General features: G+C 61.9%; 22 protein-coding genes. 11 read left to right on the top strand and 11 right to left on the bottom strand.

Annotated elements, in window-relative coordinates:
- Positions 1-199, bottom strand: a 199-nt coding sequence (locus DWX58_RS15475; protein WP_207664071.1) for a hypothetical protein, incomplete at its 3' end; no start/stop codon positions are given.
- Between the two features lie 67 nt (positions 200-266).
- Between DWX58_RS15475 and DWX58_RS14430 the strand changes: the two genes are divergently transcribed.
- From DWX58_RS14430 to DWX58_RS14410, 6 genes are all read left to right on the top strand, one after another.
- Entirely contained in the window at positions 267-1,844 is a 1,578-nt protein-coding gene (locus DWX58_RS14430; RefSeq protein WP_118645183.1) for an ABC transporter ATP-binding protein, read from the top strand.
- On the top strand, positions 1,841-2,965 hold the full coding sequence (locus DWX58_RS14425; RefSeq protein WP_118645114.1) for an ABC transporter permease: 1,125 nt from the start codon (positions 1,841-1,843) through the stop codon (positions 2,963-2,965). The genes DWX58_RS14430 and DWX58_RS14425 overlap by 4 nt, the downstream gene beginning before the upstream one ends.
- Positions 2,962-3,963, top strand: coding sequence for an ABC transporter permease (locus DWX58_RS14420; protein WP_118645111.1), 1,002 nt, complete (start codon positions 2,962-2,964; stop codon positions 3,961-3,963). Before DWX58_RS14425 ends, DWX58_RS14420 begins: the two co-directional genes overlap by 4 nt.
- Positions 3,964-4,120: 157 nt before the next feature.
- Complete coding sequence (spoIIP, locus tag DWX58_RS14415) at positions 4,121-5,299, top strand: stage II sporulation protein P (RefSeq protein ID WP_118645108.1); 1,179 nt, start codon at positions 4,121-4,123, stop codon at positions 5,297-5,299.
- Between the two features lie 72 nt (positions 5,300-5,371).
- Entirely contained in the window at positions 5,372-5,542 is a 171-nt protein-coding gene (locus tag DWX58_RS15455) for a hypothetical protein (protein ID WP_199648861.1), read from the top strand.
- The gene (locus DWX58_RS14410; RefSeq protein ID WP_118645105.1) at positions 5,539-6,012 is read left to right on the top strand and encodes a nucleoside deaminase; all 474 of its coding nucleotides are present in this window, start codon (positions 5,539-5,541) and stop codon (positions 6,010-6,012) included. The genes DWX58_RS15455 and DWX58_RS14410 overlap by 4 nt, the downstream gene beginning before the upstream one ends.
- A gap of 1,243 nt (positions 6,013-7,255) precedes the next feature.
- Here the strand turns inward: DWX58_RS14410 and DWX58_RS14405 are convergent.
- The 10 genes from DWX58_RS14405 to DWX58_RS14360 form a co-directional block, all read right to left on the bottom strand.
- Entirely contained in the window at positions 7,256-8,512 is a 1,257-nt protein-coding gene (locus DWX58_RS14405; RefSeq protein WP_118645102.1) for an acetyl-CoA C-acetyltransferase, read from the bottom strand.
- 290 nt (positions 8,513-8,802) lie between these two features.
- Positions 8,803-10,803 carry a hypothetical protein gene (locus tag DWX58_RS14400; RefSeq protein ID WP_118645099.1) on the bottom strand — a complete coding sequence of 667 codons (2,001 nt, stop codon included), beginning with the start codon at positions 10,801-10,803 and terminating at the stop codon, positions 8,803-8,805.
- On the bottom strand, positions 10,778-11,680 hold the full coding sequence (locus DWX58_RS14395; RefSeq protein ID WP_118645096.1) for an ABC transporter ATP-binding protein: 903 nt from the start codon (positions 11,678-11,680) through the stop codon (positions 10,778-10,780). Before DWX58_RS14395 ends, DWX58_RS14400 begins: the two co-directional genes overlap by 26 nt.
- Positions 11,677-12,048: a GntR family transcriptional regulator gene (locus DWX58_RS14390; RefSeq protein ID WP_118645093.1), complete on the bottom strand. Its 372-nt coding sequence runs from the start codon at positions 12,046-12,048 to the stop codon at positions 11,677-11,679. Before DWX58_RS14390 ends, DWX58_RS14395 begins: the two co-directional genes overlap by 4 nt.
- 460 nt (positions 12,049-12,508) lie before the next feature.
- A complete protein-coding gene (pruA, locus tag DWX58_RS14385; protein ID WP_118645090.1) occupies positions 12,509-14,137 on the bottom strand; it encodes an L-glutamate gamma-semialdehyde dehydrogenase in 1,629 nt (542 codons plus the stop codon).
- A 36-nt stretch (positions 14,138-14,173) separates the two neighbouring features.
- Complete coding sequence (locus DWX58_RS14380) at positions 14,174-15,454, bottom strand: TRAP transporter large permease (protein WP_118645087.1); 1,281 nt, start codon at positions 15,452-15,454, stop codon at positions 14,174-14,176.
- The gene (locus tag DWX58_RS14375) at positions 15,451-15,963 is read right to left on the bottom strand and encodes a TRAP transporter small permease (protein ID WP_118645084.1); all 513 of its coding nucleotides are present in this window, start codon (positions 15,961-15,963) and stop codon (positions 15,451-15,453) included. The genes DWX58_RS14380 and DWX58_RS14375 overlap by 4 nt, the downstream gene beginning before the upstream one ends.
- A 41-nt stretch (positions 15,964-16,004) precedes the next feature.
- Complete coding sequence (locus DWX58_RS14370) at positions 16,005-17,015, bottom strand: TRAP transporter substrate-binding protein (RefSeq protein WP_158579305.1); 1,011 nt, start codon at positions 17,013-17,015, stop codon at positions 16,005-16,007.
- Positions 17,016-17,155: 140 nt separating this feature from the next.
- A complete protein-coding gene (gene dapA, locus DWX58_RS14365) occupies positions 17,156-18,040 on the bottom strand; it encodes a 4-hydroxy-tetrahydrodipicolinate synthase (protein ID WP_118645078.1) in 885 nt (294 codons plus the stop codon).
- 36 nt (positions 18,041-18,076) lie between these two features.
- A complete protein-coding gene (locus DWX58_RS14360) occupies positions 18,077-19,069 on the bottom strand; it encodes a hydroxyacid dehydrogenase (protein ID WP_158579304.1) in 993 nt (330 codons plus the stop codon).
- A 143-nt stretch (positions 19,070-19,212) separates the two neighbouring features.
- Between DWX58_RS14360 and DWX58_RS14355 the strand changes: the two genes are divergently transcribed.
- From DWX58_RS14355 to DWX58_RS14335, 5 genes are all read left to right on the top strand, one after another.
- Entirely contained in the window at positions 19,213-20,091 is an 879-nt protein-coding gene (locus DWX58_RS14355; protein WP_118645072.1) for a LysR family transcriptional regulator, read from the top strand.
- 351 nt (positions 20,092-20,442) lie between these two features.
- A complete protein-coding gene (proC, locus tag DWX58_RS14350; RefSeq protein WP_118645069.1) occupies positions 20,443-21,249 on the top strand; it encodes a pyrroline-5-carboxylate reductase in 807 nt (268 codons plus the stop codon).
- 37 nt (positions 21,250-21,286) lie between these two features.
- Positions 21,287-22,060 (top strand): glutamate 5-kinase, encoded by a 774-nt coding sequence (gene proB, locus DWX58_RS14345; RefSeq protein WP_118645066.1) that lies wholly within the window; start codon positions 21,287-21,289, stop codon positions 22,058-22,060.
- A gap of 38 nt (positions 22,061-22,098) precedes the next feature.
- Positions 22,099-22,350 (top strand): kinase to dihydroxyacetone kinase, encoded by a 252-nt coding sequence (locus tag DWX58_RS14340; RefSeq protein ID WP_118645063.1) that lies wholly within the window; start codon positions 22,099-22,101, stop codon positions 22,348-22,350.
- A 20-nt stretch (positions 22,351-22,370) separates the two neighbouring features.
- Positions 22,371-23,627, top strand: a complete 1,257-nt coding sequence (locus DWX58_RS14335) for a glutamate-5-semialdehyde dehydrogenase (protein ID WP_118645060.1) — start codon at positions 22,371-22,373, stop codon at positions 23,625-23,627.
- Positions 23,628-23,664: the final 37 nt, after the last annotated feature.

Raw genomic sequence — 23,664 nt, 5'->3', positions numbered from 1 at the left:
CCCGGACCCCATTTTGGAGCGGGCGGCCCTGGGCCGCCCCCAAAAAAGGGAAAAACCCAAAGGCGAGGGAGACGGTTTCGTTGACCAAAGCCTTTGCCCACGAGCGCAGAAGGGAAACGAAGTTTCCCGCAAAGTTCTTTGCCACGCTTTCTTTCAAGAAAGCGTGCGGGGGGGCGGGAGAGAGCGGACAGAAGGACATGTCCGTTGTCTCCTGTTTCCCGGGGCCGGAGACGGCCGCGGAGGGAAAAGAAAAAGGAGGGAATTCCATGGCGGAGCAGTACGCCATTGAGATGCGGGGCATCACCAAGGCCTTCGGCAGCGTGGTGGCCAACCACAACGTGGAGCTGAAGGTGCGCCAGGGGGAGATTCTGGCCCTGCTGGGTGAGAACGGCTCGGGCAAGACCACCCTGATGAACATGCTCTCGGGCATCTACCGCCCGGACGCGGGTGAGATTCTGGTGGACGGCAAGCCGGTGTCCATCCAGTCCCCGGAGGACGCCAAGCGGCTGGGCATCGGCATGGTGCACCAGCACTTCAAGCTGGTGGACGTGTTTTCGGCGGCGGACAACATCTGGATGGGCAGCCAGGAGAAGGATTTTCTGCTGCACAAGAGCCGCTACGACCGCATCCGCAAGGTGACGGAGAAGTTCGGCTTTGATGTGGACCCGGAGAAGAAGGTCTACAACATGGCCGTCAGCGAGAAGCAGACCCTGGAGATTGTGAAGGTGCTCTACTACGGGGCCAAGGTCATCATCCTGGACGAGCCCACCGCCGTTCTGACGGTGCAGGAGACCCGGAAGCTCTTCGACGTGCTCCGCCGGATGAAGGCGGAGGGCCACGCCGTCATCATCATCACCCACAAGCTCAACGAGGTGCTGGAGATCTCCGATCGGGTGGCCATCCTCCGCAAGGGCGAGTACATCACCACCGTGGACACCGCCACCACCAACGAGCAGGCGCTCACCGAGTGGATGGTGGGCCGGAAGGTGGACCTGAACATCCAGCGGCCCCAGGTGGAGAAGACCCGGCCCCTGCTGGAGATCCGGGACCTGACCATCAAGAACGACGAGGGCGCCGTGGCCATCGACAAGGTGAACTTCTACATCCGCGGCGGCGAGATTTTGGGCGTGGCGGGCATTGCCGGCTGCGGCCAGAAGGAGCTGTGCGAGGCCATCGCGGGCCTTCGTCCCATTCAGTCCGGCCAGATGATCCACAAGGGCGAGAACATCGTGGGCCTTTCCCCCAAGGCCATTTTGGACAAGGGCATCTCCATGTCCTTTATCCCCGAGGACCGGCTGGGCATGGGCCTGGCGCCCTCCCTGTCCATCATCGACAACATGCTGCTGAAGAGCTACCGGGACGGAAAGGGCATCTTCGTGGACCGGAAGCGGGGCCGTGAGGAGGCCGACACGGTCATCCGGGAGCTGGGTGTGGTCACCCCCTCGGCGGAGACCCCGGTGCGCCGTCTGTCCGGCGGCAACGTGCAGAAGGTGCTGCTGGGCCGGGAAATCAAGGCCGGCCCCAACGTGCTGGTCACCGCCTACCCGGTGCGTGGCCTGGACATCAACTCCTCCTACGCCATCTACGACATCCTCAACCGCCAGAAGAAGGACGGGGTGGGTATCCTGTTCGTGGGCGAGGACCTGGACGTGATGATGGCCCTGTGCGATAAGATTATGGTGCTGTGCCACGGCCGGCTCATGGGCGTGGTCCACGCCCACAAGACCACCAAGGAGGAGCTTGGCCTGATGATGACGGGCGCCCTGGACCTCACCGGGGACGAGGGCCGCCACGCCAAGGGCATCGCCAAGGATACCCGCTTTGGAGAGGAGGTCGAAGAATGAAACCGAAACAGCCGCTTTTTCATGTGGTAAAGCGGGACCATGTGAGCCGGGGCCAGCTGGTGCTGGCCTACGTGCTGGCCGTGGTCATCGCCGTGGCGGTGGGCGCTGTGCTGCTCACCGTGATGGGGGTCCCCTTCGGGGCCTTCTACCAGAAGATGTTCACCCTGGGCCTTCTGGACAACAAGTTCGCCTATAAGAATGTGGAGAACTTTATCAAGCTCTTCGTGCCCCTGCTCATCACCTCTCTGGCCCTGGCGCTGGCCTTCCGCATGCGCTTTTGGAACATCGGCGGCGAGGGTCAGTTCACTCTGGGCGCCCTGTGCGCCGGCGCGGTGGCCATGCAGCTGGGGGACAGCCTGCCCCGGATCGTGGTGCTGCTGCTCATGGCCCTGGCTGGCATGCTGGGCGGCGGCCTCTATGGCGTCATCGCCGCCATTCTGAAGGTGCGCTACGGCACCAACGAGACCCTGCTCACCCTGATGTTCAACTACATGGCCCTCTATCTTCTGGCCTTCTTCGGCGAGACCCGGGGCGCCTGGAACTTCTTCCTGGATCCCCAGTCTCCCCGCCCCCGGTTCATGACCTTCCCCGAGGGTGCCCAGATGCTCACCATTCCCCTCGGCAAGTTCTCCCTGAACGTGAGCCTGCTGGTGGCCCTGGCCCTGTGCGCGGGTATCTTCGTGTACCTCAAGTACACCAAGCAGGGCTATGAGATCGCCGTGGTGGGCGACAGCCCCAACACCGCCAAGTACGCCGGCATGAAGGTGGGCGCCATCGTCATCCGAACCGTCTTCCTCTCCGCCGCTCTCATCGGCCTGGCGGGCGCCTTCTGCGTCTCCTCCGCCGGGGTGCTGTCCACCTCCCTCACCAATGACGTGGGCTGGACGGGCATCATCGTGGCCTGGCTTGCCAAGCTGAACGTGCTGGGTATCCTGGTGGCTTCCGCCCTCATCACCGTGCTGCAGTACGGCGCCCAGGCGGCCAGCGTCACCTACTCCAGCGTGGACGCCAACTTTGCCGACCTGCTCCAGGGCATGATCCTCTTCGCGGTGCTGGCGGCAGACTTCTTTACCCGCTTTAAACTGGCGCGCAGCGCCCACTCCGGGGAGGTGGCAAAATGAACGATACCAGCGCGGCCAGCATTCTGGTCCTGTTTCTGTTCAACATCATTGTCTATAACATCCCCCTGCTCTACGGCACGGTGGGGGAGATCATCACCGAGAAGGCGGGCAGCCTGAACCTGGGCGTGGAGGGCACCATGGCCGTGGGCGCCATGTTCGGCTACCTGGCCGGAGCCTGGACGGACAACATCCTGGTGGGCCTTGTGGTGTCCTTCCTCACCGCCGCCCTGTGCGGACTGCTCTTTGCCGTCCTCACCGTCTCCCTCCAGGCCAACCAGAACGTCACCGGCCTCACCATCACTACCTTCGGCGTGGGCCTCTACTTCTTCATCGGCAAGGGCGTGGGCCAGAACTGGCCCACCATGCAGCAGGCCCCCGGCCTGTCCGCCGCCTTTGGAGAGATCCACATCCCGGTGCTCTCCGACCTGCCGGTGGTGGGCAAGGTGCTCTTCTCCCACAACCCCCTGGTCTACCTGGGCCTGGCCATCGCCGTGCTGGCCTGGTGGTATCTGTCCTGCACCCGCATGGGCCTGAAGCTGCGGGCGGTGGGCGAGAACCCCGGCGCCGCCGACTCCGTGGGCGTGAACATCCTGCTCTATAAGTACCTGAACCTGATGCTGGGCTCGGGCATTATGGGCCTGGGCGGCTTCTACATGGCCCTCAACATGAGCGGCTCCTTCGAGGGCTCCAACTGCTGGGTCAACGGCTACGGCTGGATTGCCATCGCCCTGGTCATCTTCGCCAACTGGAACCCCCTGTACGCCATCCTGGGCACCGTGGTCTTCGGCTTCTTCAACACCCTCCAGGTGTATGCCGGAACCCTGGCCTCCGCCTTCCCCGACGGGCTGGGCTGGCTCAACGCCGTGCCGCCCCACCTCTTCAAGGCCTTGCCCTTTATCATCACCGCCATCGTGCTGGTGGTCTCCTCCATCCGAAACCGGGAGGGCAGCGGTCAGCCCGCCGCCCTGGGCCTCAACTACTTCCGCGAGGAGCGGTAAGGAGTTTCCCGGGAAAGCTTTTATCCATCACACCGCGCTCGTCCTGTGTGGACGGGCGCGGTGTTTTTCATTGGCCGAAGGCCTGGACATATCTCCAGAGTCCGCCGCATAAGATGGCTACACAGCCCATTGGCCGGACAAGGAGGGAGACTATACGGTGGCGGAGAACAAAGGAAACGGACAAGTGGGACGTGCCCTGCGGCGGGGCGTTGCCCTGGGCCTGGCCCTCATCGGGGTGTGGGGCGTGGGCATGACGGTGGATTTTTCCGCCCTTGGGGGCGCGGCGGCCGCCTGGGGGGCGGAGACCGGCGGGGCGGCGGCGCTGCTGGAGCGGCAGCTGGGGGCGCTGCCCGGAACCAAGGGGGAGACCTTCTCCGGCTGGGGGCGGCTGCTGCTGGGGCAGTCGGCCCTGCTGGCGGCGGGGGAGGAGGCGGTGGCCTCCGCCCGGGAGAGCCGAGGGGAGGACCTGCAGTACCAGGACCCGGAGATTCTGGACCAGGACGGGGAGGACCAGGAGGAGCCCGACCTGCAGCCCCCGGCCCAGGAGGGGGACATTGTGGAGATGACGGCCCAGGGCAAGGAGGGCAGCCAGTACATCCGCCAGGACGATCTGTATCTCTACAACCGCACGAAGAAGGAGCTGGATGCCTCGGTGTTTTCCGCGGGGACGGTGGATGTCCCCCTGGGGGAGGGCCCGCAGATTCTCATTGTCCACACCCACGGCAGCGAGGCTTACAGCCAGACGGACGGGGACGTGTATGAGCAGAGCGACCCCTACCGCACCACCGACTGCACCCACAACGTGGTGCGGGTGGGGGAGGAGATGGCCACGGTGTTCCGGGCCCACGGCTTCCAGGTGGTCCACGACACCACTCTCTACGACTACCCGGCCTACAACGGGGCCTATGAGCGCTCCCTGGCGGGGGTGGAGGAGTGGCTGAAGCAGTACCCCACTATCAAGGTGGTGCTGGACGTACACCGGGACGCCCTGGTGGGCAGCAACAACGAGATTTACAAGCTGGTGACCACCGAGGCGGGGCAGAAGGTGGCCCAGGTGATGATGGTCATCGGCAGCGATGAAAACTCCGGGGCCCATCCCCGGTGGCAGGACAATCTGGCCTTTGCGGTGCAGCTGCAGAAGTCGCTGCTCCAGGGCTACACCAGCCTGGCCCGGCCCATTGTGCTGCGCAGCAGCAGCTACAACCAGCAGGTGTCCCCCGGCTCCATCCTGGTGGAGGTGGGAGGCCACGGAAACACCCTCACCGAGGCCATCAACGGGGCCCGGATGTGGGCGGACAACGTGGCCCGCACCCTGCTTACCATGAAGACAGGGTAGGCCGGAGGCAAACAGGAGCCCCCTTGAAAAAGCCCCTGCTTTTGTGTAAACTGAGGCAAAGGGGGCAGAGAGATGAAAAAATTTGAATATAAGTTCGCGGACATCAAGACCCCGCTGGGCCTGGACTGGGGGAAAAAGCTCCGGGAGATGGAGCAGCAGTGGAACCAGCTGGGACAGGAGGGCTGGCAGTTCTGCATGAACCAAAACGGTGTGCTGGTCTTTATGCGGGAGATGGAAGAATGAACCACGAGGACTATATGCGTGAGGCGCTGGCCCTGGCCCGCCAGGCGGGGTTGGAGGGCGACGTGCCCGTGGGCTGCGTCATTGTGAAGGACGGGGAGATCGTGGGCCGGGGCCGGAACCGTCGGGAGGAGCGGGGAGACGCCACCGCCCACGCCGAGCTGGAGGCCATCCGGGACGCCTGTGAGCGGCTGGGGAGCTGGCGGCTCCACGGCTGCACCCTGTATGTCACGCTGGAGCCCTGCCCCATGTGCGCCGGGGGAATCATCAATTCCCGGATTGAGACGGTGCGCTACGGGGTGCGGGATGAGAAGGCGGGGTGCTGCACCTCGGTGCTCAACCTCTTTGAGGAGCGGTTCAACCACCACCCCCGCATCTATCAGGGGCCCCTGGAGGAGGAGTGCCGGGCGGTGCTGCAGGATTTTTTTGAACATTTGCGGGGGCCTGTGGGGAAAGATTTAAAGCTTTTGTAACAATTGAAGGTGACTTTTTTAATAAACCCCGGATATACTGATACTTGCAAGGCAAGAACATCTTTTCATTCTATCCTCCAATTTTGAAGGGCCGACGGACCGCTCCGTTGGCCCTTCCTCCTTTTTGTACGAGGTTTGGCGGGGGGGATTGGATGCAGGGAAGAACAGCGTACAGTTGGTTCACTGGGTTATTGGCCCAAATGTGGAAAGAGGATTTCGCCTGCGGGCGACCTACTTTGCCCACGGCGGCAAAGTAGGCAAAACGCCGCCGGGGGACGGCGTCTGGAAAAACACTCCGTGTTTTTATGCCGCCTCCCCCAGACCCCCATTATTTTACGGGGGAGCCATCAAGAGGGTCGGAAGGTACCCAACCGGCGCGGGAAAAGCCCAGGATGCGTGTCTATACGCCAACCGCTGCCGCTAAGAGGCGGTTGAATGACCAGCTGCTTCTACAAGAAACATTGCGCCTAACTTCCAGCCCTCGCGGGAGGGCTCAGGTGGACGATCCCGCCGCTGGGACGTGCGCGGGATTGCCGGAACCGCGCCGTAAAATGTACCCGTGTTCCGATGCTGCACCTGGTGGCGTGTCTCGTCACCTGCTCCTTTCGATTTTCCACTGAATCGTTTAGGGCACCGCCATCTCCCGGGGGGTACATCCAATAGGGGGGACCGCAGTCCCCCCTGATTGGTCGTTTCAAGGGGATAGGGTATCTAGGGGGAGGGGGGAAATCAAAATCCCCCTTCCCCTAGACAGTTCTTTGGTGACTTTCTGTCTGTACAGAAAGTCACTCGCCCGGAGGCGAAATATCCCTGCCCCTGTCCCGCCCGCAGGCGCCATGCTCTTTTTCACGTTTCATTCAGCATGGGGCATATCCCAATCGTATCATGCCAAACTCCGCCAGACAATTTGGAAAATTAAAACTTATGTAACAATTCAGGTTGGAATTGTTCACAACTTCCGTGTATTATAAAATCTGCAAGAGACAGTTCGTTTCATTTTAATCCTCTTTTTCAACGGTGAGACCCGGACGCTTTGGAGCTGGCGTCCGGGTTTTGCTATGCCCGGCGGGCCGGGGCGGGCAGCGTCCGATTTGCATCCCCCGAGCCGTCCATCCACAGCAAATATTCCCAACCCCAACAACCCGCCTGAAAACACGAAAACCCCCGGGACTGCCGCGTCCCGGGGGTTTTCGCTTTATAAAATTCCTGCCAGATCACAAGGCAAGGCAAGTGCAGGAATGACTCAGCACTTCTCGAAGATGGTGGCAACGCCCTGGCCGCCGCCGATGCACAGAGTGGCCAGACCCTTCTTGGCGTCGTCGCGCTTCTGCATCTCGTGGAGCAGGGTGACGATGATACGGGCACCGGAAGCGCCCACGGGGTGACCCAGAGCGATGGCGCCGCCGTTGACGTTGACCTTGCTCATGTCAAACTTCAGCTCGCGGGCCACGGCGATGGACTGGGCAGCGAAGGCCTCGTTGGCCTCGACCAGGTCCATGTCCTCGATGGTCAGGCCGGCCTTGGCCATAGCCTGACGGGAGGCGGGCACGGGGCCCACGCCCATGATCTTGGGATCCACGCCGCCCTGGCCCCAGGAGACCAGCTTGGCCATGGGCTTCAGACCGTACTTCTCCACGGCCTCGCCGGAGGCCAGGATGATGGCGGCGGCGCCGTCGTTGATGCCGGAGGCGTTGGCGGCGGTGACGCGCTGCTGGCCCTTGTCGGCGGAGTCCTGAATGCCGGTGGGCTCAAAGGTGTGGACAACCTGGGGAGCGGGGGACTCGGGACCCACAGGGAAGGCGCCCTTCAGCTTGGCAATGCCCTCGGCAGTGACGCCGGCGCGGGGGAACTCGTCCACCTTGAACTCCACCATCTGCTTCTTCTGCTTCACCATGACGGGAACGATCTCGTCGTTGAAGCGGCCGGAGTTGAGGGCGGCCTCAGCCTTGTTCTGGGAGGAGGCGGCGAACTCGTCCAGCTCCTGACGGGTGATGCCCCACACGTCGCAGATGTTCTCGGCGGTGGTGCCCATGTGATAGTTGTTGAACGCGTCCCACAGACCGTCCTTGATCATGGTGTCGACGACCTTCTTGTCACCCATGCGGGCGCCCCAGCGCTCAGCGGGCAGGGCGTAGGGGGCGGCGGACATGTTCTCGGTGCCGCCGGCCACGATGACGTCGGCGTCACCGGCCATGATGGTGCGGGCGCCCTCGATGACGGACTTCATGCCGGAGCCGCACACCATACCAACGGTGTAGGCGGGGACGGAGGTGGGCACACCGGCCTTGATGGCGGCCTGACGGGCCACGTTCTGGCCCAGACCGGCGGTGAGGATGCAGCCGAACATGACCTCGTCCACCTGCTCGGGCTTGACGCCGGCGCGGTTCAGGGCCTCCTTGATGACGATGGCGCCCAGATCAGCGGCGGGGGTGTCCTTCAGAGAGCCGCCAAAGGAACCAATGGCGGTGCGGCAGCAGTTGACAACATAGACTTCCTTCATATGTCTGAAACCTCCAAATTTTGGTTTTGACGCCCCAGAGGACGCCCGGAATTTCCGCTCTTATGCTGATTATATCGGAGCGGGCTCCAAAAAGCAATCAATTTTTCTGTGCTTTCTGGCTGTATTTCTGTCTGAGAGTGACAAGGACGACCGAAAAAGGGGGAGAAACCCTCTCCATTCTCCACAAAATTGTTAAAATTTTCACAAAAAATAAAATTTGCGGTTTTTTGAAAAAAACGCCGCCCGGAACAGAGGCTCCGGGCGGCGAGAGAGAATGTGGGGCAGATGGGTTATCCCAGCGGATACACTGCGGCACTGGGTTCTGCCGCCTGAGTTTGACTCTGGGTGCCGGGGAGGCCTGTGTCGGCGCTCTCATGGGCGATGAGGTAGTACTGGGTGCCCAGACCGCCGTACTGCTCCAGCCAGGCCAGGGTATTTTTGGCGTTGGGGGTCAGGGTGATGGACAGGTCGGAGGAGTAGGTATTCTCCGCCGAGTCGGGGGAATTCCGGGGCAGCTCAAAGGTGAAGCGCAGGTCAGTCTGATAGGTGTTGTCCCAGCGCGCCTGGTCGGGAAGGGCATAGCGCACGCCCAGGCTGCCCGCGGCAAAGTCGTCCTGCACTGCCTGCCACAGCTGCTCCAGCTGCTGGGGAGTGGCGTTCTCCAGGAAGTAGGGGTCCTGGTACTGGGGATCCTGGCCGCTGCCCTCCACCTGGGGCAGCTCCACCCCGGAGAGGCAGACCTCCACCAGGCGGCCCGCCCCATAGCGGTCAAAGTCGTAGGCCTTGGCCACCATCTCCCGGTTCTGGAGCAGGGCGAAGTACTGACCGGACACCGTGCTGGTATCCTCCAACTCGCTGCGATAGATGGGGATGGAGTGATACTGGCGGTTCACAGTGGTGCCGTTGCCCAGGGTGTAGTACAGGGACAGGGAGAAGTAGTTGTCCCCGGGGTCGTAGGTGGGGGAGTTATACTGGGCCCGGCTCCGCCCCGCCACGATGGACTGGTGCAGGGCGATAAAGGGGGCCATGTCCTCCGGGTCGGTGAGCTCCAACGCCAGCTGGCGGGCGTCGTCATAGGGCTCGCCCATGTCCAGCACAACGGAGAGGGAGGCCACCTGGTCCGTCTTGGGGACCCGGGTCTCGATGCCGAAGACGTCGGCAAAGCAGCCGCCGCACAGAAGGCTCATGACCACCAGGGCGATAAGGCCCCGCTTCCAGGCACCCAGCACCCGGAAGGACTTTTTCAGCAGCATCTCGGCGGCAAAGAAGCCCACCACCGACCACAGCACCACGCACACGGACAGGAAGGCGGCGTGGTCCGACCAGGAGAAGAACAGGGCGGTGGCCATGCCGAAGGAGAGGCCCACGCAGAAGGTGACGCCGCACTGGAAGATGGGGCGCACCACCCGGAAGGAGACCACGTCTCCGGCGGACTCCACGTGCCGGCGGCGGTAGAGGAGGAGAGCCAGCAGAGCCAGCACCAGACCGGCGGCGGCATAGCCGGCTACGGTCAGGGGGGAGGCCAGCTCGTAGGAGCCGGGGATTGTGATATAGTCAGCCGTCTCCACAAAGTGCCAGCGGCAGGCGTCAGACAGGGTGTAGAGGGGGGTGAGCCAGTCGGCCAGGGCGGAAGAGGCAGAGGGGCTGTACCCGTAGAAGAACTGGGAGAAGAGGAGGGTCAGCAAGCCGTACAGCCCCCACACCAGGCCGTTGAGGATGGCATAGAAGGCGGGAAGGGCCAGCAGGTGGCCGGTAAACATAGCGCAGAAGGCAGCGAAGGAGAAGAAGAACAGGAAGGTGGCACTCTGGACCAGCAGCCAGATGCCCAGACAGGACAGGGCTTCCAGCCAGGCGTGGGGGGGCAGAAGCACCATCTCAATGGCGGCGGTGCACAGGGCCACCGCCAGGTGGGGCAGCAGGCCGAAGGACAGTCCCGCCAGGTATTGGGTGGTAAAGAGCCCCTCCCGGCGCAGGGGCAGGGCGTGCATGGCGCAGCTGGAGCGGGCGTTGTAAAGGTAGCCGAACACCGCCATGGCGCACAGCAGGCCGAAGATGCAGGACACCCACACGCCGAAGGTCAGCCAGGTGGGAAATTCCTGGGCGGCTGACAGCATCCAGTCCTGAACGCTTCCGGCGCCGTAGCCCCGGGTGCGGCCGCTGACAAACTGGTTGAGGAGATACAGGGGCAGGGCGAAGGTCCACGTTGCGGCGTACAGGGCCCACAGGGGCCAGAACCGGCCCATGGTCTTGCGCCACAGGGCAGAATTAAAGAACGATGTCCCGGACCGCATAGTCCTCACCTCCCAATTCATAGATAAAGATTTCCTCCAGGGAAAGGGGCAGGGCCTCCATTAAAATGGGGTTCAGGGGGGCCATGCGGGCCTTGATGTCCGCGGGGCTGCCCCGGAGAATGAGGGTAAACACCCGGCCCACCTGGGCGGTGTGGAGGATGTGAAGGTCCTTGGGGAAGGCGGGGGGCTCCGCCTGGGCAAAGGCGATCTGCAGCTTCACAATGTTGTCCTGCAGGTCGGTGAGGGAGCGCTCCAGCAGCACCTTGCCGTGGGAGAGGATGCCCACATGGTCGCACACGTCCTCCAGCTCCCGCAGGTTGTGGGAGGAGATGAGCACCGTGGTGCCCCGCTGGGCCACGTCTCCCATGAGGAGGGACCACACCTGGCGGCGCATCACCGGGTCCAGGCCGTCCACCGGCTCGTCCAGCACCAGCAGCTTGGGGGCGCAGCACAGGGCCAGCCAGAAGGCGCTCTGCTTCTGCATGCCCTTGGACAGGCGGCGGATGGGGGTGCGGTCGTCCACCTCGGGGAAGGCCTCCCGCAGGGCCTGGTAGCGCTTATCGTCAAACTGGGGGTAGATGCCCCGGTAGAACTTCATCATGTCCCGGGTGGAGGCGGAGTTGAAGTAGTAGAGCTCGTCGGGGATGACGGCGATGCCCTGCTTGACGGCGGGGTTTTCGTAGACCGGCTGTCCGTCCACCAGCACGGTGCCCGAGTCGGGGCGGTAGACCCCGGCGATGTGGCGCAGCACCGTGGATTTGCCTGCGCCGTTGGGGCCCACCAGGCCATAGATGGAGCCGGGCTCCACCGTCATGGTCAGCCCGTCCAGGGCCCGGAAGCCGTCAAAGGTCTTGACCAGATTGTTTACCTTGATCATTGGACACATCCCCCTTCCTTTGTCCCGATGCGGGTGCGCAGGGCGTCTCCCGTCACGCCCAGGAACAGAAGCTCCGCCGTGGTCTGGTCAAAGACCTCCAGAAGCTCCTCCCTTCGCCGTCCGTCCACCCCGGTGTGGGGGGCGGCGAAGGAGCCCTTGCCGGGCACCGAGTAGAGGTAGCCCTCCGCTTCCAGGGCCTCGTAGGCCCGCTGAATGGTGTTTGGGTTGATGGCCAGGGAGGAGGCCATGGACCGTACCGAGGGGAGCTTTTCCCCCTCCCGGATGGCGCCGGACACCATCAGCCGGCGCAGCCCGTCCTTTACCTGTTCATAGATGGGGCGGGCGTCCCGGTAATCCAGATTCAGCATGGATGCCGTCTCCTTTCCCACAGGTCCGGCGTTGGCCGGACAAACTGTATGAAGTGTACTAGTACACAGTAGTATATCGGAGTTTTGGGGGAAAAACAATTAAGAAGGGTTTAAGATTTTCTTAGAAAGAAAAAGGGAGGAGGGGACGGCCTGGGGCCGTCCCCTCCTCAGCGTGTGGAGAAACCTCTGAAAAGAGGCGTTTGCTTCCGGAATGAGTGGGGGAGCTCGAGGGGGCGGCAGCCCGCCTCGTATGGGATCAAATCCCCCGCAGCCCTTGCCGCGCAAGGACTGCGGCGAGCAAAGCGAGGACTTTTTTGCCCGGGTCGGGGCAAAAAAGTAACGGGACTCAGTCTGTCAAAAATTCCAAAGGGGATTTTTGACGGACTGAGGAGGGGACGGCCTGGGGCCGTCCCCTCCTGTCCTCGCGGGAAAGAAAGAGATGGAAAAGAGAAAGGTGAATTCAGGGCTGAGACATGTAGGGGTAGGCAATGGCGGGCGAGGGGCAGAAGGCCTCCTTCACCGCGTGGGCGCTGACCCAGCGGATGATGTTTAGAGAGGTGCCCGCCTTGTCGTTGGTGCCGGAGGCCCGGGCGCCGCCGAAGGGCTGCTGGCCCACCACGGCGCCGGTGCACTTGTCGTTGATGTAGAAGTTGCCGCAGGAGTTGCGCAGCGCCCGCTCCATCTTCACGATGGCCTGGCGGTCCTGGGCAAAGATGGCGCCGGTGAGGGCGTAGGGCGAGGCAGTGTCGCAGATGTGCAGAGTCTCGTCCAGCTTGTCGTCGTCGTAGACATAGATGGAGACGATGGGGCCAAAGATCTCCTGCACCATGGACTCGTAGTAGGGGGAGCTGCAGCGGATGACAGTGGGCTCCACGAACCAGCCCTTGCTGTCATCATAGCCGCCGCCGGCCACGATCTCGCACTCAGGCGAGGCCTTGGCCCGGTCCAGATAGCCCTTGCAGGTCTCAAAGGAGGCCTGGTCGATGACGGCCGCCATAAAGGTGTCGAACTCCCGCACGTCGCCCACCTTCAGGGAGGCGGTGAGCTCCTTCAGCAGGGGCTCCACCTGGGGCCAGAGGCTGGCGGGGATGAAGGCCCGGGAGCAGGCGGAGCACTTCTGGCCCTGGTACTCGAAGGAGCCCCGGACCAGAGCGGCGGCCAGCGGCTGGACATCGGCGGAGGGGTGGGCAAAGATGTAGTCCTTGCCGCCGGTCTCACCCACCAGACGGGGGTAGTTGGCGTAGGAGGCGATGTTCTCGCCCACCTGCTTCCACACGCTCTGGAAGACGGCGGTGGAGCCGGTGAAGTGGAAGCCGGCCATCTTGGGGTGGCTGACCACATACTTGGACATATCCGAGCCGGAGCAGGGGACAAAGTTGATGACGCCGGCGGGCAGGCCGCACCACATGAGCAGCTTCATGTAGTAGTAGTTGGACAAGACGGCGGTGCGGGAGGGCTTCCACAGGGAGACGTTACCCACAATGGCGGGGGCGGTGGGCAGGTTGCCGCCGATGGAGGTGAAGTTAAAGGGGGAGATGGCGCAGATGAAGCCGTCCAGCGGGCGGTAATCCTGGCGGTTCCAGATCCCCTGGCTGCTGGCGGGCTGGTCCTGGAAGATCTCCTGGGCGCTCCACACGCCAAAACGCAGGAAGTCGGCCAGCTCCGCAATGTCGATCTCGGCCTGGAACACGGTCTTGGACTGACCCAGCATGGTGGAGGCGTTCAGCACCTTGCGGTAGGGGCCCGTGATGAGGTCGGCGGCCTTCAGGAAGATGGCACTGCGGTGCTCCCAGGGCATCTCCTCCCAGTCGGCCTTGGCGGCCAGGGCGGCGTCAATGGCCATCTTCAGTTCGGCCTCGCCGGCCATGCAGCACTCGGCAATAACGTGGTGGTGGTCATGGGGCATGGTGACCTGGATGGTCCGGTCCGTCCACACTTCCTTCCCGCCGATGATCAGGGGAATTTTAACGACCTGGTTGGCCTGCTTCTCCAGTTCTTCCTTCAGCGCGGCCCGCTCCGGGCTGCCGGGGAGATACCCCAGGAAGGGATCGTTCTGGGGCCGGTCGATGGTAAAATAGGCATTGGGCATAGCAAAGACTTCCTTTCTTATATCAAAGGTGTGGTATCAGCCCAGGAGGTTGGGCAGGAATGTAACCAGAGGCGGAATCAGGGCGCACAGAGCCATGGAGAACAGCAGGGCACAGGCGAAGGGAATCATGGCCTTGGCGGTACGCATGACGGAGGTCCCGGCGATGCCGCTGGCCACAAACAGCAGGTTGCCAACGGGGGGAGTGATGCCGCCCACGGTGGTCATCATGACCATGACCACGCCGAACTGGATGGGGTCAATGCCGTAGGTCTGCACGATGGGGATGAAGAGGGGGGTCATGATGGTGATCATGGCGGTATCCACCAGGAAGCAGCCCATGATCAGCAGGGTACCCAGGATGATAAAGATAATGAGGGTGCTGTTGGAGGTGAGGCTGGAGAGGAAGGCCACCAGTGCCTGAGGCAGACGCTCAATGGTGAGCAGCCAGCCCAGAGCCTGGGAGGTGGCGATGATGTACATGATGGCCGCGGAGGTCATGGCGCCGTTGGCCAGAACGGTGGGAATGTCCTTGATGGACAGCTCGCGGGAGAACAGGCCCACCAGCAGGCCGTAGAACAAGCCCACGGCACCGGCCTCGGTGGAGGTAAAGATACCCGTCATGATTCCGCCCACGATGATGACCGGCATGAGGATGGCCAGCACAGAGCCCTTTACGGCGGAAAGCTTCTCAGCGGTGCTGGAGCGCTCGTGGACCGGATAATTGCGCTTTTTGGCAATCAGATAGGCGATGACCATGAGACTGATGCCCATGATGATGCCCGGAATGATGCCGCCCAAAAACAGCTGACCCACGGAGTCACCGGTAATGGAGGCGTAAATGATGAAGGCGATGCTGGGGGGGATAATGGGGCCCATGGTGGCGGAGCAGGCGGTGAGAGCGGCGCCGAAGCTGGCGTCATAACCGTCTTCCTTCATGGCGGGGATCAGCATACCGCCCACCGAGGAGGCGGCAGCCACGGAGGAGCCGGACATTCCGGCAAACATCATGCTGGCCAGAATGGTCACATGGGCCAGACTGCCGCAGATGTGGCCCATCAGGGCGGAGGACAATCGGACAATGCGTTTGGTTATGCCCGCCTTGTTCATCAGCTCACCGGCAATGATGAAGAGGGGGACAGCCAGCATGGTAAAGCTGACGGAGGAGTTGTACATTCTCTGTGCCAACAGGGTACCGGGGATGTTGCCGCCCAGCACCAGATACAGCATGACGCCGGCGCCGGTGGCGAAGGTGATGGGGACACCGATGAGAACCATCACCAGGAAAGAAATGAGCATCAATGCGGTCAGACCACTCATGCGTTACCACCCTCCTTGTTCCGTTTTGGATCATTCTGCGGTGCATAGGCGACAAAGAAATCGTAGGCGGCCACCCGCACCACATTGATGGCCATGCAAGCACAGGAAATGGGGATTGCCAGATAGACGTGGTAGTAGCTGAGCTTCATGGTAGAAGTTACCTGGTGGGCAAAGGCCAGGGCCATGTCATAGCCGGTAAAGACCATGTAGATGGAGAAGGCCAGCATGATTCCGTAGATCACCAGGAACCAGTAGCGCTTGACGGAGAAGGGGAGATACTCCAGAACCAGGTCGATGGTGATGTGCTTCCGCTCTGTGACGCATACGGCGGAGCCCAGGAAGATGGACAGGAAGAACAGCAGGTTGCAGGCCTCCTGGGACCAGACCAGGGAGTTTTGCAGGACATAGCGGAAAAAGATCTGAAGCAGGCAGATAACGATAAAGCCGCCGGTGGCGCAGCACAAAAGGGCTTTCAATACCTTGTCGTAGATATGAAACAGGGTTTTCACAAGATCGCCTCCTTAATGAACAAGCATATGGACAAAGCCGGTCAGCCCATGGCGCGGATTTCGTCCACGATGGATGGATCAAAGATGCCGCTGATGGACTTTTCGATGGCGGGCTGGGCCATCTCGTTGAGCTTGTCCATCTCCTCGTCGGAGAGCTGGATGGTCTCAACGCCGGCGGCAGCCAGTTCTTCCTTATACCCGACCAGATTCTCATTGAACATCCGGCGCTGGTCGGCGCTGGCCTGGGCAAAGGCGCGGGTGACGATCTCCTGCTCCTCCGGGGTCAGGCGCTGATAGGCCTTCTCACTCATCAGGAAGCAGTCGATGGTGTAGGTGTGACAGGTTTCTACGCAGTAGTCCACAACTTCCTGCAGGTTGTTGGACAAAACGCTTTCCAGACCGATTTCGAAGCCATTGACCACGCCGGTCTGCATAGCGGTATAAATCTCGTTAAAGGACGTCACCGTGGGGTTTGCACCCAGGGCGTCAAAGAGGTTGATGAGGCCGGCCACGTCGGCCACGCGCATGGTGAGCTTGGAGAAATCGCCGGAGGAATGCACCTCTTCGGTGGTGTAGATGTTGCGGGGGCCGCAGTCGATCATGCCCAGGGTACGGATGCCCTGCTCCTCCAGAAAGCGCTGCTGGACCTCCAGACTGATGTCGCTGTTCCAGAGTGTTTCTGCGTGTTCGGGACCAAAAACGGTGAAGGGGATGTCATAGAGAACGAACTCGGGCTCAAAATTTTCCACGGAGGAGGCGCTGACATATCCGATTTCAATGGTGCCCAGTATCATGCTTTCAATAAAGTCACGCTGGGAGCCCAGCTGACCGGAGGGGTAAATCTCCACAACCACGGAGCCATTGGTCTCCTCTTTGATTTGGTCGGCAGCCTGCTGGGCCATCTGGGTGGTAAGGGCATTGGGGGCAATTTCCAGGGCCATTTTCAGCACTTTTGCATCGCCGTTTCCGTCAATGTCGGCGCAGGCGGACAGGCCCAGGACCAGGACCAGGGATAAGGCGGCGGCTGCCGCTGAGCGAACGAATTTCAACATACCTGAATACCTCCTTCTCATCCTACCAGGAATTGGGTTTCCGGGAGCTGTGGGGTGAGGCCCGCCCGGATGGGCCTGTGAAGAGAAGCGGAGCATGCCGTCCCGGCGGTGCCGGGGCGGCATGCGTACCGCAGTACCGATTAGAGCAGACCAAACTCCTTCAGGAGCTTGTCGATGACAGCCTGAGTCTCGGGAGTGGGATCGGCGGGGATGGGAGTGCAGGCGCGGCCGCCGGGCAGACCCAACCGACGCATGGCGTACTTGATGGGGCCGGGATTGGCCTCGCGGAAGAGGGCCTTGAAGAGGGGGATGTAGGTCTTGACCAGGTCAGCGGCCTCTTTGTACTGACCGGAGGAGGCTTTATTATACAGCTCCAGCCAGATTTTGGGAAGAACGTTGGCGGTGGCAATGATGCCGCCGCAGGCGCCGTAGGTCATGACGCTGCCGGCCAAGAACTCCTCGCCGCTGAGTACGGAGATGCGGTCGCCCACGCGGCGGAGAAGGTCGATGTTCTGGCCCAGATCGGGAGAGCACTCCTTGATGCCCACCACGTTTTTGGTGGTGTTCACGATGGTTTCCACCGTCTCAGGCGTCATGTTGACGCTGGTGCGGTAGGGGATATTATAGAGAATAATGGGGGTGTGAACAGCCTGATCCACCCGCTGGAAGTAGTCGATAATTCCGGGCTGGGAAGGACTGAGGTAGAAGGGAGTCAGCACCAGCAGCGCGTCCACGCCCATGGCCTCAAAGGCCTTGCAGGCCTTCATGCACTCGCCGAAGCCGGGCTCCAGCACGCCGGCCACCACGGGCACCCGCCCGGCCGCCTCTTCCTTGGCGATGCGCACGGCACGCTGGCGCTCCTCAGCGGAGAGCGCGGCGTATTCACCGGTGCCGCCCAGCATAACCAGGCCGTGAATTCCGCTTTCGATCTGCAGACGGACCAGCTGGCGCAGCTGCTCTTCGTCTACCTGGAACTGATCGTTCATGGGGGTGACCAGTGCGGTCAGGATACCTTGGAATTTCATGATACGTCGTCTCCTTTGCTGTTTAAAATCATGGATTTACGGCTTTTGTGCCTGAAGCTGCCGTTCGTTGACTACATTGAGAGCGTAGAGTCCCTGGCGGTCGATGGCTTCCGCGATGGACTGGGCGCCCAGAATGGCCTGGTCGGCCATCAGAGTCTTGTGGGTGCCTGCCACGTGGGCGCTGAACAAAATGTTGTCCAGAGTGAAGAGGGGGTTGTCCGCCGGGGTGGGCTCCTGCTCAAACACATCCAGGGCGGCGCCGGCGATCTCGTGGTTTTTCAGCGCCTCATAGAGTGCCTTCTCATCCACAATGGGGCCGCGGCCCACATTTACGAAGAAGGCGCTGTCCTTCATCTGAGCAAACTGCTGGGTGGAGAACATGCCCCGGGTCTGGTCGGTGAGCGGCATGTGGACGGTGACGAAGTCCGCCTCTGCCAGACCCTCCTCCAGGGTCTCCACCTTCCGGATGCCGGCCTCCGCCATGCGCTCCCGGGAGAGGTAGGGGTCAAAGCCCAGCAGCTCCATGCCCATGCCGGCTGCCCGCTTGGCCACTTGCCGGCCGATGTTTCCGGTGCCCACGATCAGCAGTTTGCTGCCCATGATGGGGACGCTGTTGAAGGAGGGCTGATTGAAGGAGAGCCACTGGCCTGCCCGGGTGGTGATGTCGTTCCGGCGCAGGTCCCGGCCCAGGGCCAGCAGAAAAGCCATGGTGTGCTCGGCCACGGCCAGAGCGCCCAGAGACAGGTTTGCAACCTGTACGCCGTTGCGGGTGGCGGCAGCCACGTCGATGTTGTCCACGCCGATGCCGTTTTCCACGACAATGCGCAGGCTGGGGCAGGAATCAAAGATTTTGCCGGTGATTTTCTCAATGCGGACAAACATGCCCACAATCTGGTGCTCGTTGATCTGTGCAATCAGGGCGTCCTCGGAGGGATCCGAAGCAATGAATACGGAAAAGCCCAGTTCCTCCAGAGTCTTTTTTGCGTTGGGGTGGAGTGTTGGATTGGTAATGAGAACGTTTCTGCTCATAGCACGCGAACCTCCGGACTTCGTTAGGATTTGGTGAGTACCTGGATTGGATGGCAACATCATAGCGGATTCTTGACATTTAGTAAATATCATAATATTATGGATAATGTTGAAACAAATTCACATAAGGAGGAGCGTTTGCCATGTCCTTGGGGGCTTATCAATTATTTTCTGCCATAGCAGAATATGGGAACATGACCAAGGCAGCTGAGTCGCTGCATATCACGCCATCGGCAGCCAGTCACGCCATCAGTGCTCTGGAGCGCACCTTTGGCTTTCCACTTTTGTACCGGGACCGGACCGGGGCCAGTCTGACCGCGGACGGGCAGATGCTGCTGCCGCAGATCCGGGCAATTCTGGCCCAGGAAGCCCATCTGCAGGAGTATGTGTCTCAAATCAAGGGACTGGAAAAGGGCGTCGTCCATGTGGGTGTGGTAGACAGCGTGTGCCGCAACTGGATTCCCGGCATCCTGCAGTCTTTCCGGGTCAAGTACCCCAACATTGAGGTGCGGGTGTACCAGGAAGGATATCAAGCAATTGAGCGTATGCTGTTGGAAAATACACTGGATATGGGGTTTTTGTCCCTTCCGTCCTCCGATAAATTCTCCACGATTACCCTGGCCCACGACCGGCTGCTGTGCGTCACGCCCACAGACTATGTGCCCCCCAATCGGTCCTATGTGACCATCCAGGATTTAAAGGAAATGACGTTGATTCTGTCCCAGCGGGGGTATGACCGTACCACCCAGGAGTTTATGAACCGCAATCAGCTGGAGCCCAGTCCGACCTATTTTATTACCCTGGATCACTCGGTGCTGGCCCTGGTGGAAAATGGAATTGGGTGCAGCATTATGCCTGAGCTGGTGCTGCAGCACTGCGCCGGACACTACAAGGTCTACCCCATTGAAAACAACATTTACCGCACCATTGGAGTGGGCGTTTTGCGAGGAAGAAGACTCTCTCTTGCATGTGAGAAAATGCTTCAGGAGATCCGCACTTATGTTGAGCAAAATTCAATATAGTTATTTATCGCGCTAAACAAAGAAAAAACACTTCAAAAATCTTGTTGAAATTGACAGATAAGTGAAAAAATTAACAATAAAATGATAAAAATTTAACAAAATGCACAACGGGCAAATTGGAGGCGGGCTGGCGAGACAGGAGCCCGGATCGATTCGGACCTGAAATCCATGCAGGGGTGGCCCCTGTGCGATGCAATGGGTGAGGAGTTTTTTCTCCAAGGCTGAGGAGCGATCTTCTGAATTCTTAACAGAAAATGTATTGAATTGTAGCCTGTCCGTGTTATGATGAAAGCAGAGATGGGAAGGCCCGCAGGAGCGCTGTGCCGGCCGCCCAAAGGGAGGAGAATCAGGATGTTTCAATCCATTGGATTTATTGGTACCGGACATATGGGCGGGGCTCTGGCCCGGGCGGCGGCCAAAGGTGCGGCGGGAGCGCCGGTGTATCTGGCCAACCGGTCCCCGGAGAAGGCCAAGAAGCTAGCCATGGAGCTGGACGCCAAGCTGTCGGACAACCGGACGGTGGCCCAGCAGTGCCAGATCATTTTCCTGGGGGTCAAGCCCCAGGTGATGGCCCGGGTGCTGAAGGACCTGGCCCCCGTTCTGGCCGCCCGGAAGGACCGGTTTGTGCTGGCTTCCATGGCTGCCGGCCTGTCTGCCCAGACCATCCAGGAGATGGCCGGGGGCAAGTATCCCGTCATCCGCCTCATGCCCAACACCCCTGTGGCTGTGGGCGCGGGGGTGATCCAGTACTGCGGGCTGGACGTGACGGAGGAGGAACTGAAGGACTTCAAGACATTGCTGACACCCGCCGGCCTGGTGGATCAGATCAACGAGGACCTGTGCGACGCGGCCATGTCCCTGTCCGGCTGCGGCCCGGCCTTCTGCGCCCTGCTCATTGAGGCTCTGGCCGACGGCGGCGTGGCCTGCGGCCTGCCCCGGGACAAGGCCCAGATGTACACCGCCCAGATGGTGAAGGGAGCGGCCAAGCTGCTGCTGGAGACGGGCATCCACCCCGGCGACATGAAGGACGGCGTGTGTTCCCCCGGCGGCACCACCATTCAGGGCGTGCGCCTGCTGGAGGAGCGGGGCTTCCGGGCCGCCGCCATGGACGCGGTCATTGCCGCCTACGAAAAGACGCTGCAGCTGGGCCAGGGCTGAGGCCGGGCCGAAGCGGCGGGAAAATGAGGTGTGATCCTTGAGAGTTGTAGTAAAGGTAGGGACTTCCACCCTGGCCCACGCCACCGGGCGGCTGAACATCCGCCACGTGGAGGAGCTGGTGAAGGTGATGTCCGATTTGAAAAACGCGGGGCATGAGATGATTCTGGTCTCCTCGGGAGCCATCGGCATGGGCGTGGGCAAGCTGAACCTGCCCGGCCGCCCCACCGACATGCCCACCAAGCAGGCGGCGGCCGCTGTGGGCCAGTGCGAGCTGATGTACACCTACGACCGGCTGTTCACCAAATATAACCACACTGTGGCCCAGATCCTGCTCACCGGAGAGGACGTGGACCACGCCGACCGGCGGCAGAACTTTGAAAACACCATGTTCCGCCTGCTGGAGCTGGGGGCGCTGCCCGTCATCAACGAGAACGACACCGTGGCCACCGCCGAGATCAAGGTGGGCGACAACGACACCCTGGGCGCCATTGTGGCCTGCTCTGTGCGGGCGGACCTGCTGGTGCTCCTCAGTGACATCGACGGGCTCTACACCGCCGATCCCCGCACCGACCCCAACGCCCGGCTGCTGCCTGTGGTGGAGGAGGTCACCCCGGAGATTGAGGCCCTGGCCGGCGGCAAGGGCAGCGACCTGGGCACCGGCGGCATGGAGACCAAGCTGCGGGCGGCCCGCATGGTCACCCAGGCGGGGTGCCACATGGTCATCGCCAACGGCGAGAACCCGGATGTGCTCTACGACATTGTGGAGGGCAAGGGCGTGGGCACCCGCTTTCTGGCCCGTCCGAGGGGATAATTTACAATCCAAAACGTATTAATAAGAGGGGATATTCCATGCTGGAATTTAAATTTGACACCCAGCTGCTCATAGAGGGCTGCACGGTGGACGAGGACGACGTGAACGACTACATCCGCACCCACTTTGCCGGGGATTGCCTGCTGGTGGCGGGGGATGAGGAGGCCATGAAGCTCCACTTTCACACCAACCAGCCCTGGCAGGTGCTGGAGTACTGCGCCGGTCTGGGGGAGATCTACGACATCGTAGTGGAGAACATGGAGCGGCAGGAGAACGGCCTGAAGGGCTGAGAGGAAACGGGGGACTTACCATGACGACAATGGAGCTGCTGGAGCGGGCCAGGAAGGCCAAGGGGGCCATGGCTCTGGCGGATACGGAGACAAAGAACCGGGCCCTGCTGGCCATGGCGGACGCCCTGGAGGCGGACCGGGAGACCATTCTGGCCGCCAACGCCCAGGACCTGGAGGCGGCCCGGGGAACAGTGTCCGAGGTGATGCTGGACCGGCTGGCCCTGAGCGGCGAGCGCATCGCGGGCATGGCCCAGGGCATCCGGGAGGTGGCTCAGCTGCCCGACCCGGTGGGGGAGGTGCTCCAGCGGGTGGAGCGGCCCAACGGCCTGGTGATTGAGCGCACCGCCGTGCCCATGGGGGTCATTGCCATCATCTACGAGAGCCGCCCCAACGTCACCTCCGACGCCGCCGCCCTGGCCCTGAAGGCGGGCTCCGCCTGCGTGCTGCGCAGCGGCAAGGAGGCCCACCGCTCCGCCGCGGCCATCGTGGCCGCCCTGAAAAAGGGCCTTCAGGAGGCGGGCCTGCCCGCCGACGCCCTGGAGCTGGTGGAGGACACCAGCCGGGAGAGTGCCAACGAACTCATGCGGGCCCGGGGCTATGTGGACCTGCTCATTCCCAGGGGCGGCGCGGGGCTCATCCGGGCCTGCGTGGACAACGCCGCCGTCCCCGTGGTGGAGACGGGCACCGGCATCTGCCACATCTATGTGGATCAAAAGGCCGATCTGGACATGGCTTTGAACATTGTGGAGAACGCCAAGTGCTCCCGGCCCTCGGTGTGCAACGCCGCCGAGGTGTGCCTGGTGGACCGGGCGGTGGCCCCGGAGTTCCTGCCCCGGCTTCAAAAGCGGCTGGTGGAGGAGCGGCGGGAGAAGGGCCTGCCCCCCGTGGAGCTGCGCCTCGATCAGGAGGCCGCCGCCCTCATTCCCGGCACCCCTGCCGGGGAGCGGGACTTTGACACCGAGTTTCTGGACTACATCCTGGCCGTGAAGGTGGTCTCCGGGGTGAAGGAGGCCATGGCCCACATCGCCGCCCACTCCACCGGCCACTCCGAGTCCATCATTACCGCCGACGAGGCGGCCGCCCGGGCCTTCCAGGCGGGGGTGGACTCTGCGGCGGTCTACTGGAACGCCTCCACTCGGTTTACCGACGGCGGGGAGTTCGGTCTGGGCTGTGAGATGGGCATCTCCACCCAGAAGCTCCACGCCCGGGGCCCCCTGGGCCTGCGGGAGCTTTGTACCTTCAAATATGTGATTCGGGGCGAGGGCCAGGTGCGGTAAGGAAAATCATACCGCTTGCTCTTTGTCCGGGATGCTG

Origin of the sequence: Pseudoflavonifractor sp. AF19-9AC, assembly GCF_003478995.1 — a bacterium.
Classification (GTDB): Bacteria; Bacillota; Clostridia; order Oscillospirales; family Oscillospiraceae; genus Lawsonibacter.
This window is presented reverse-complemented; position numbering and strand designations above follow the sequence as displayed.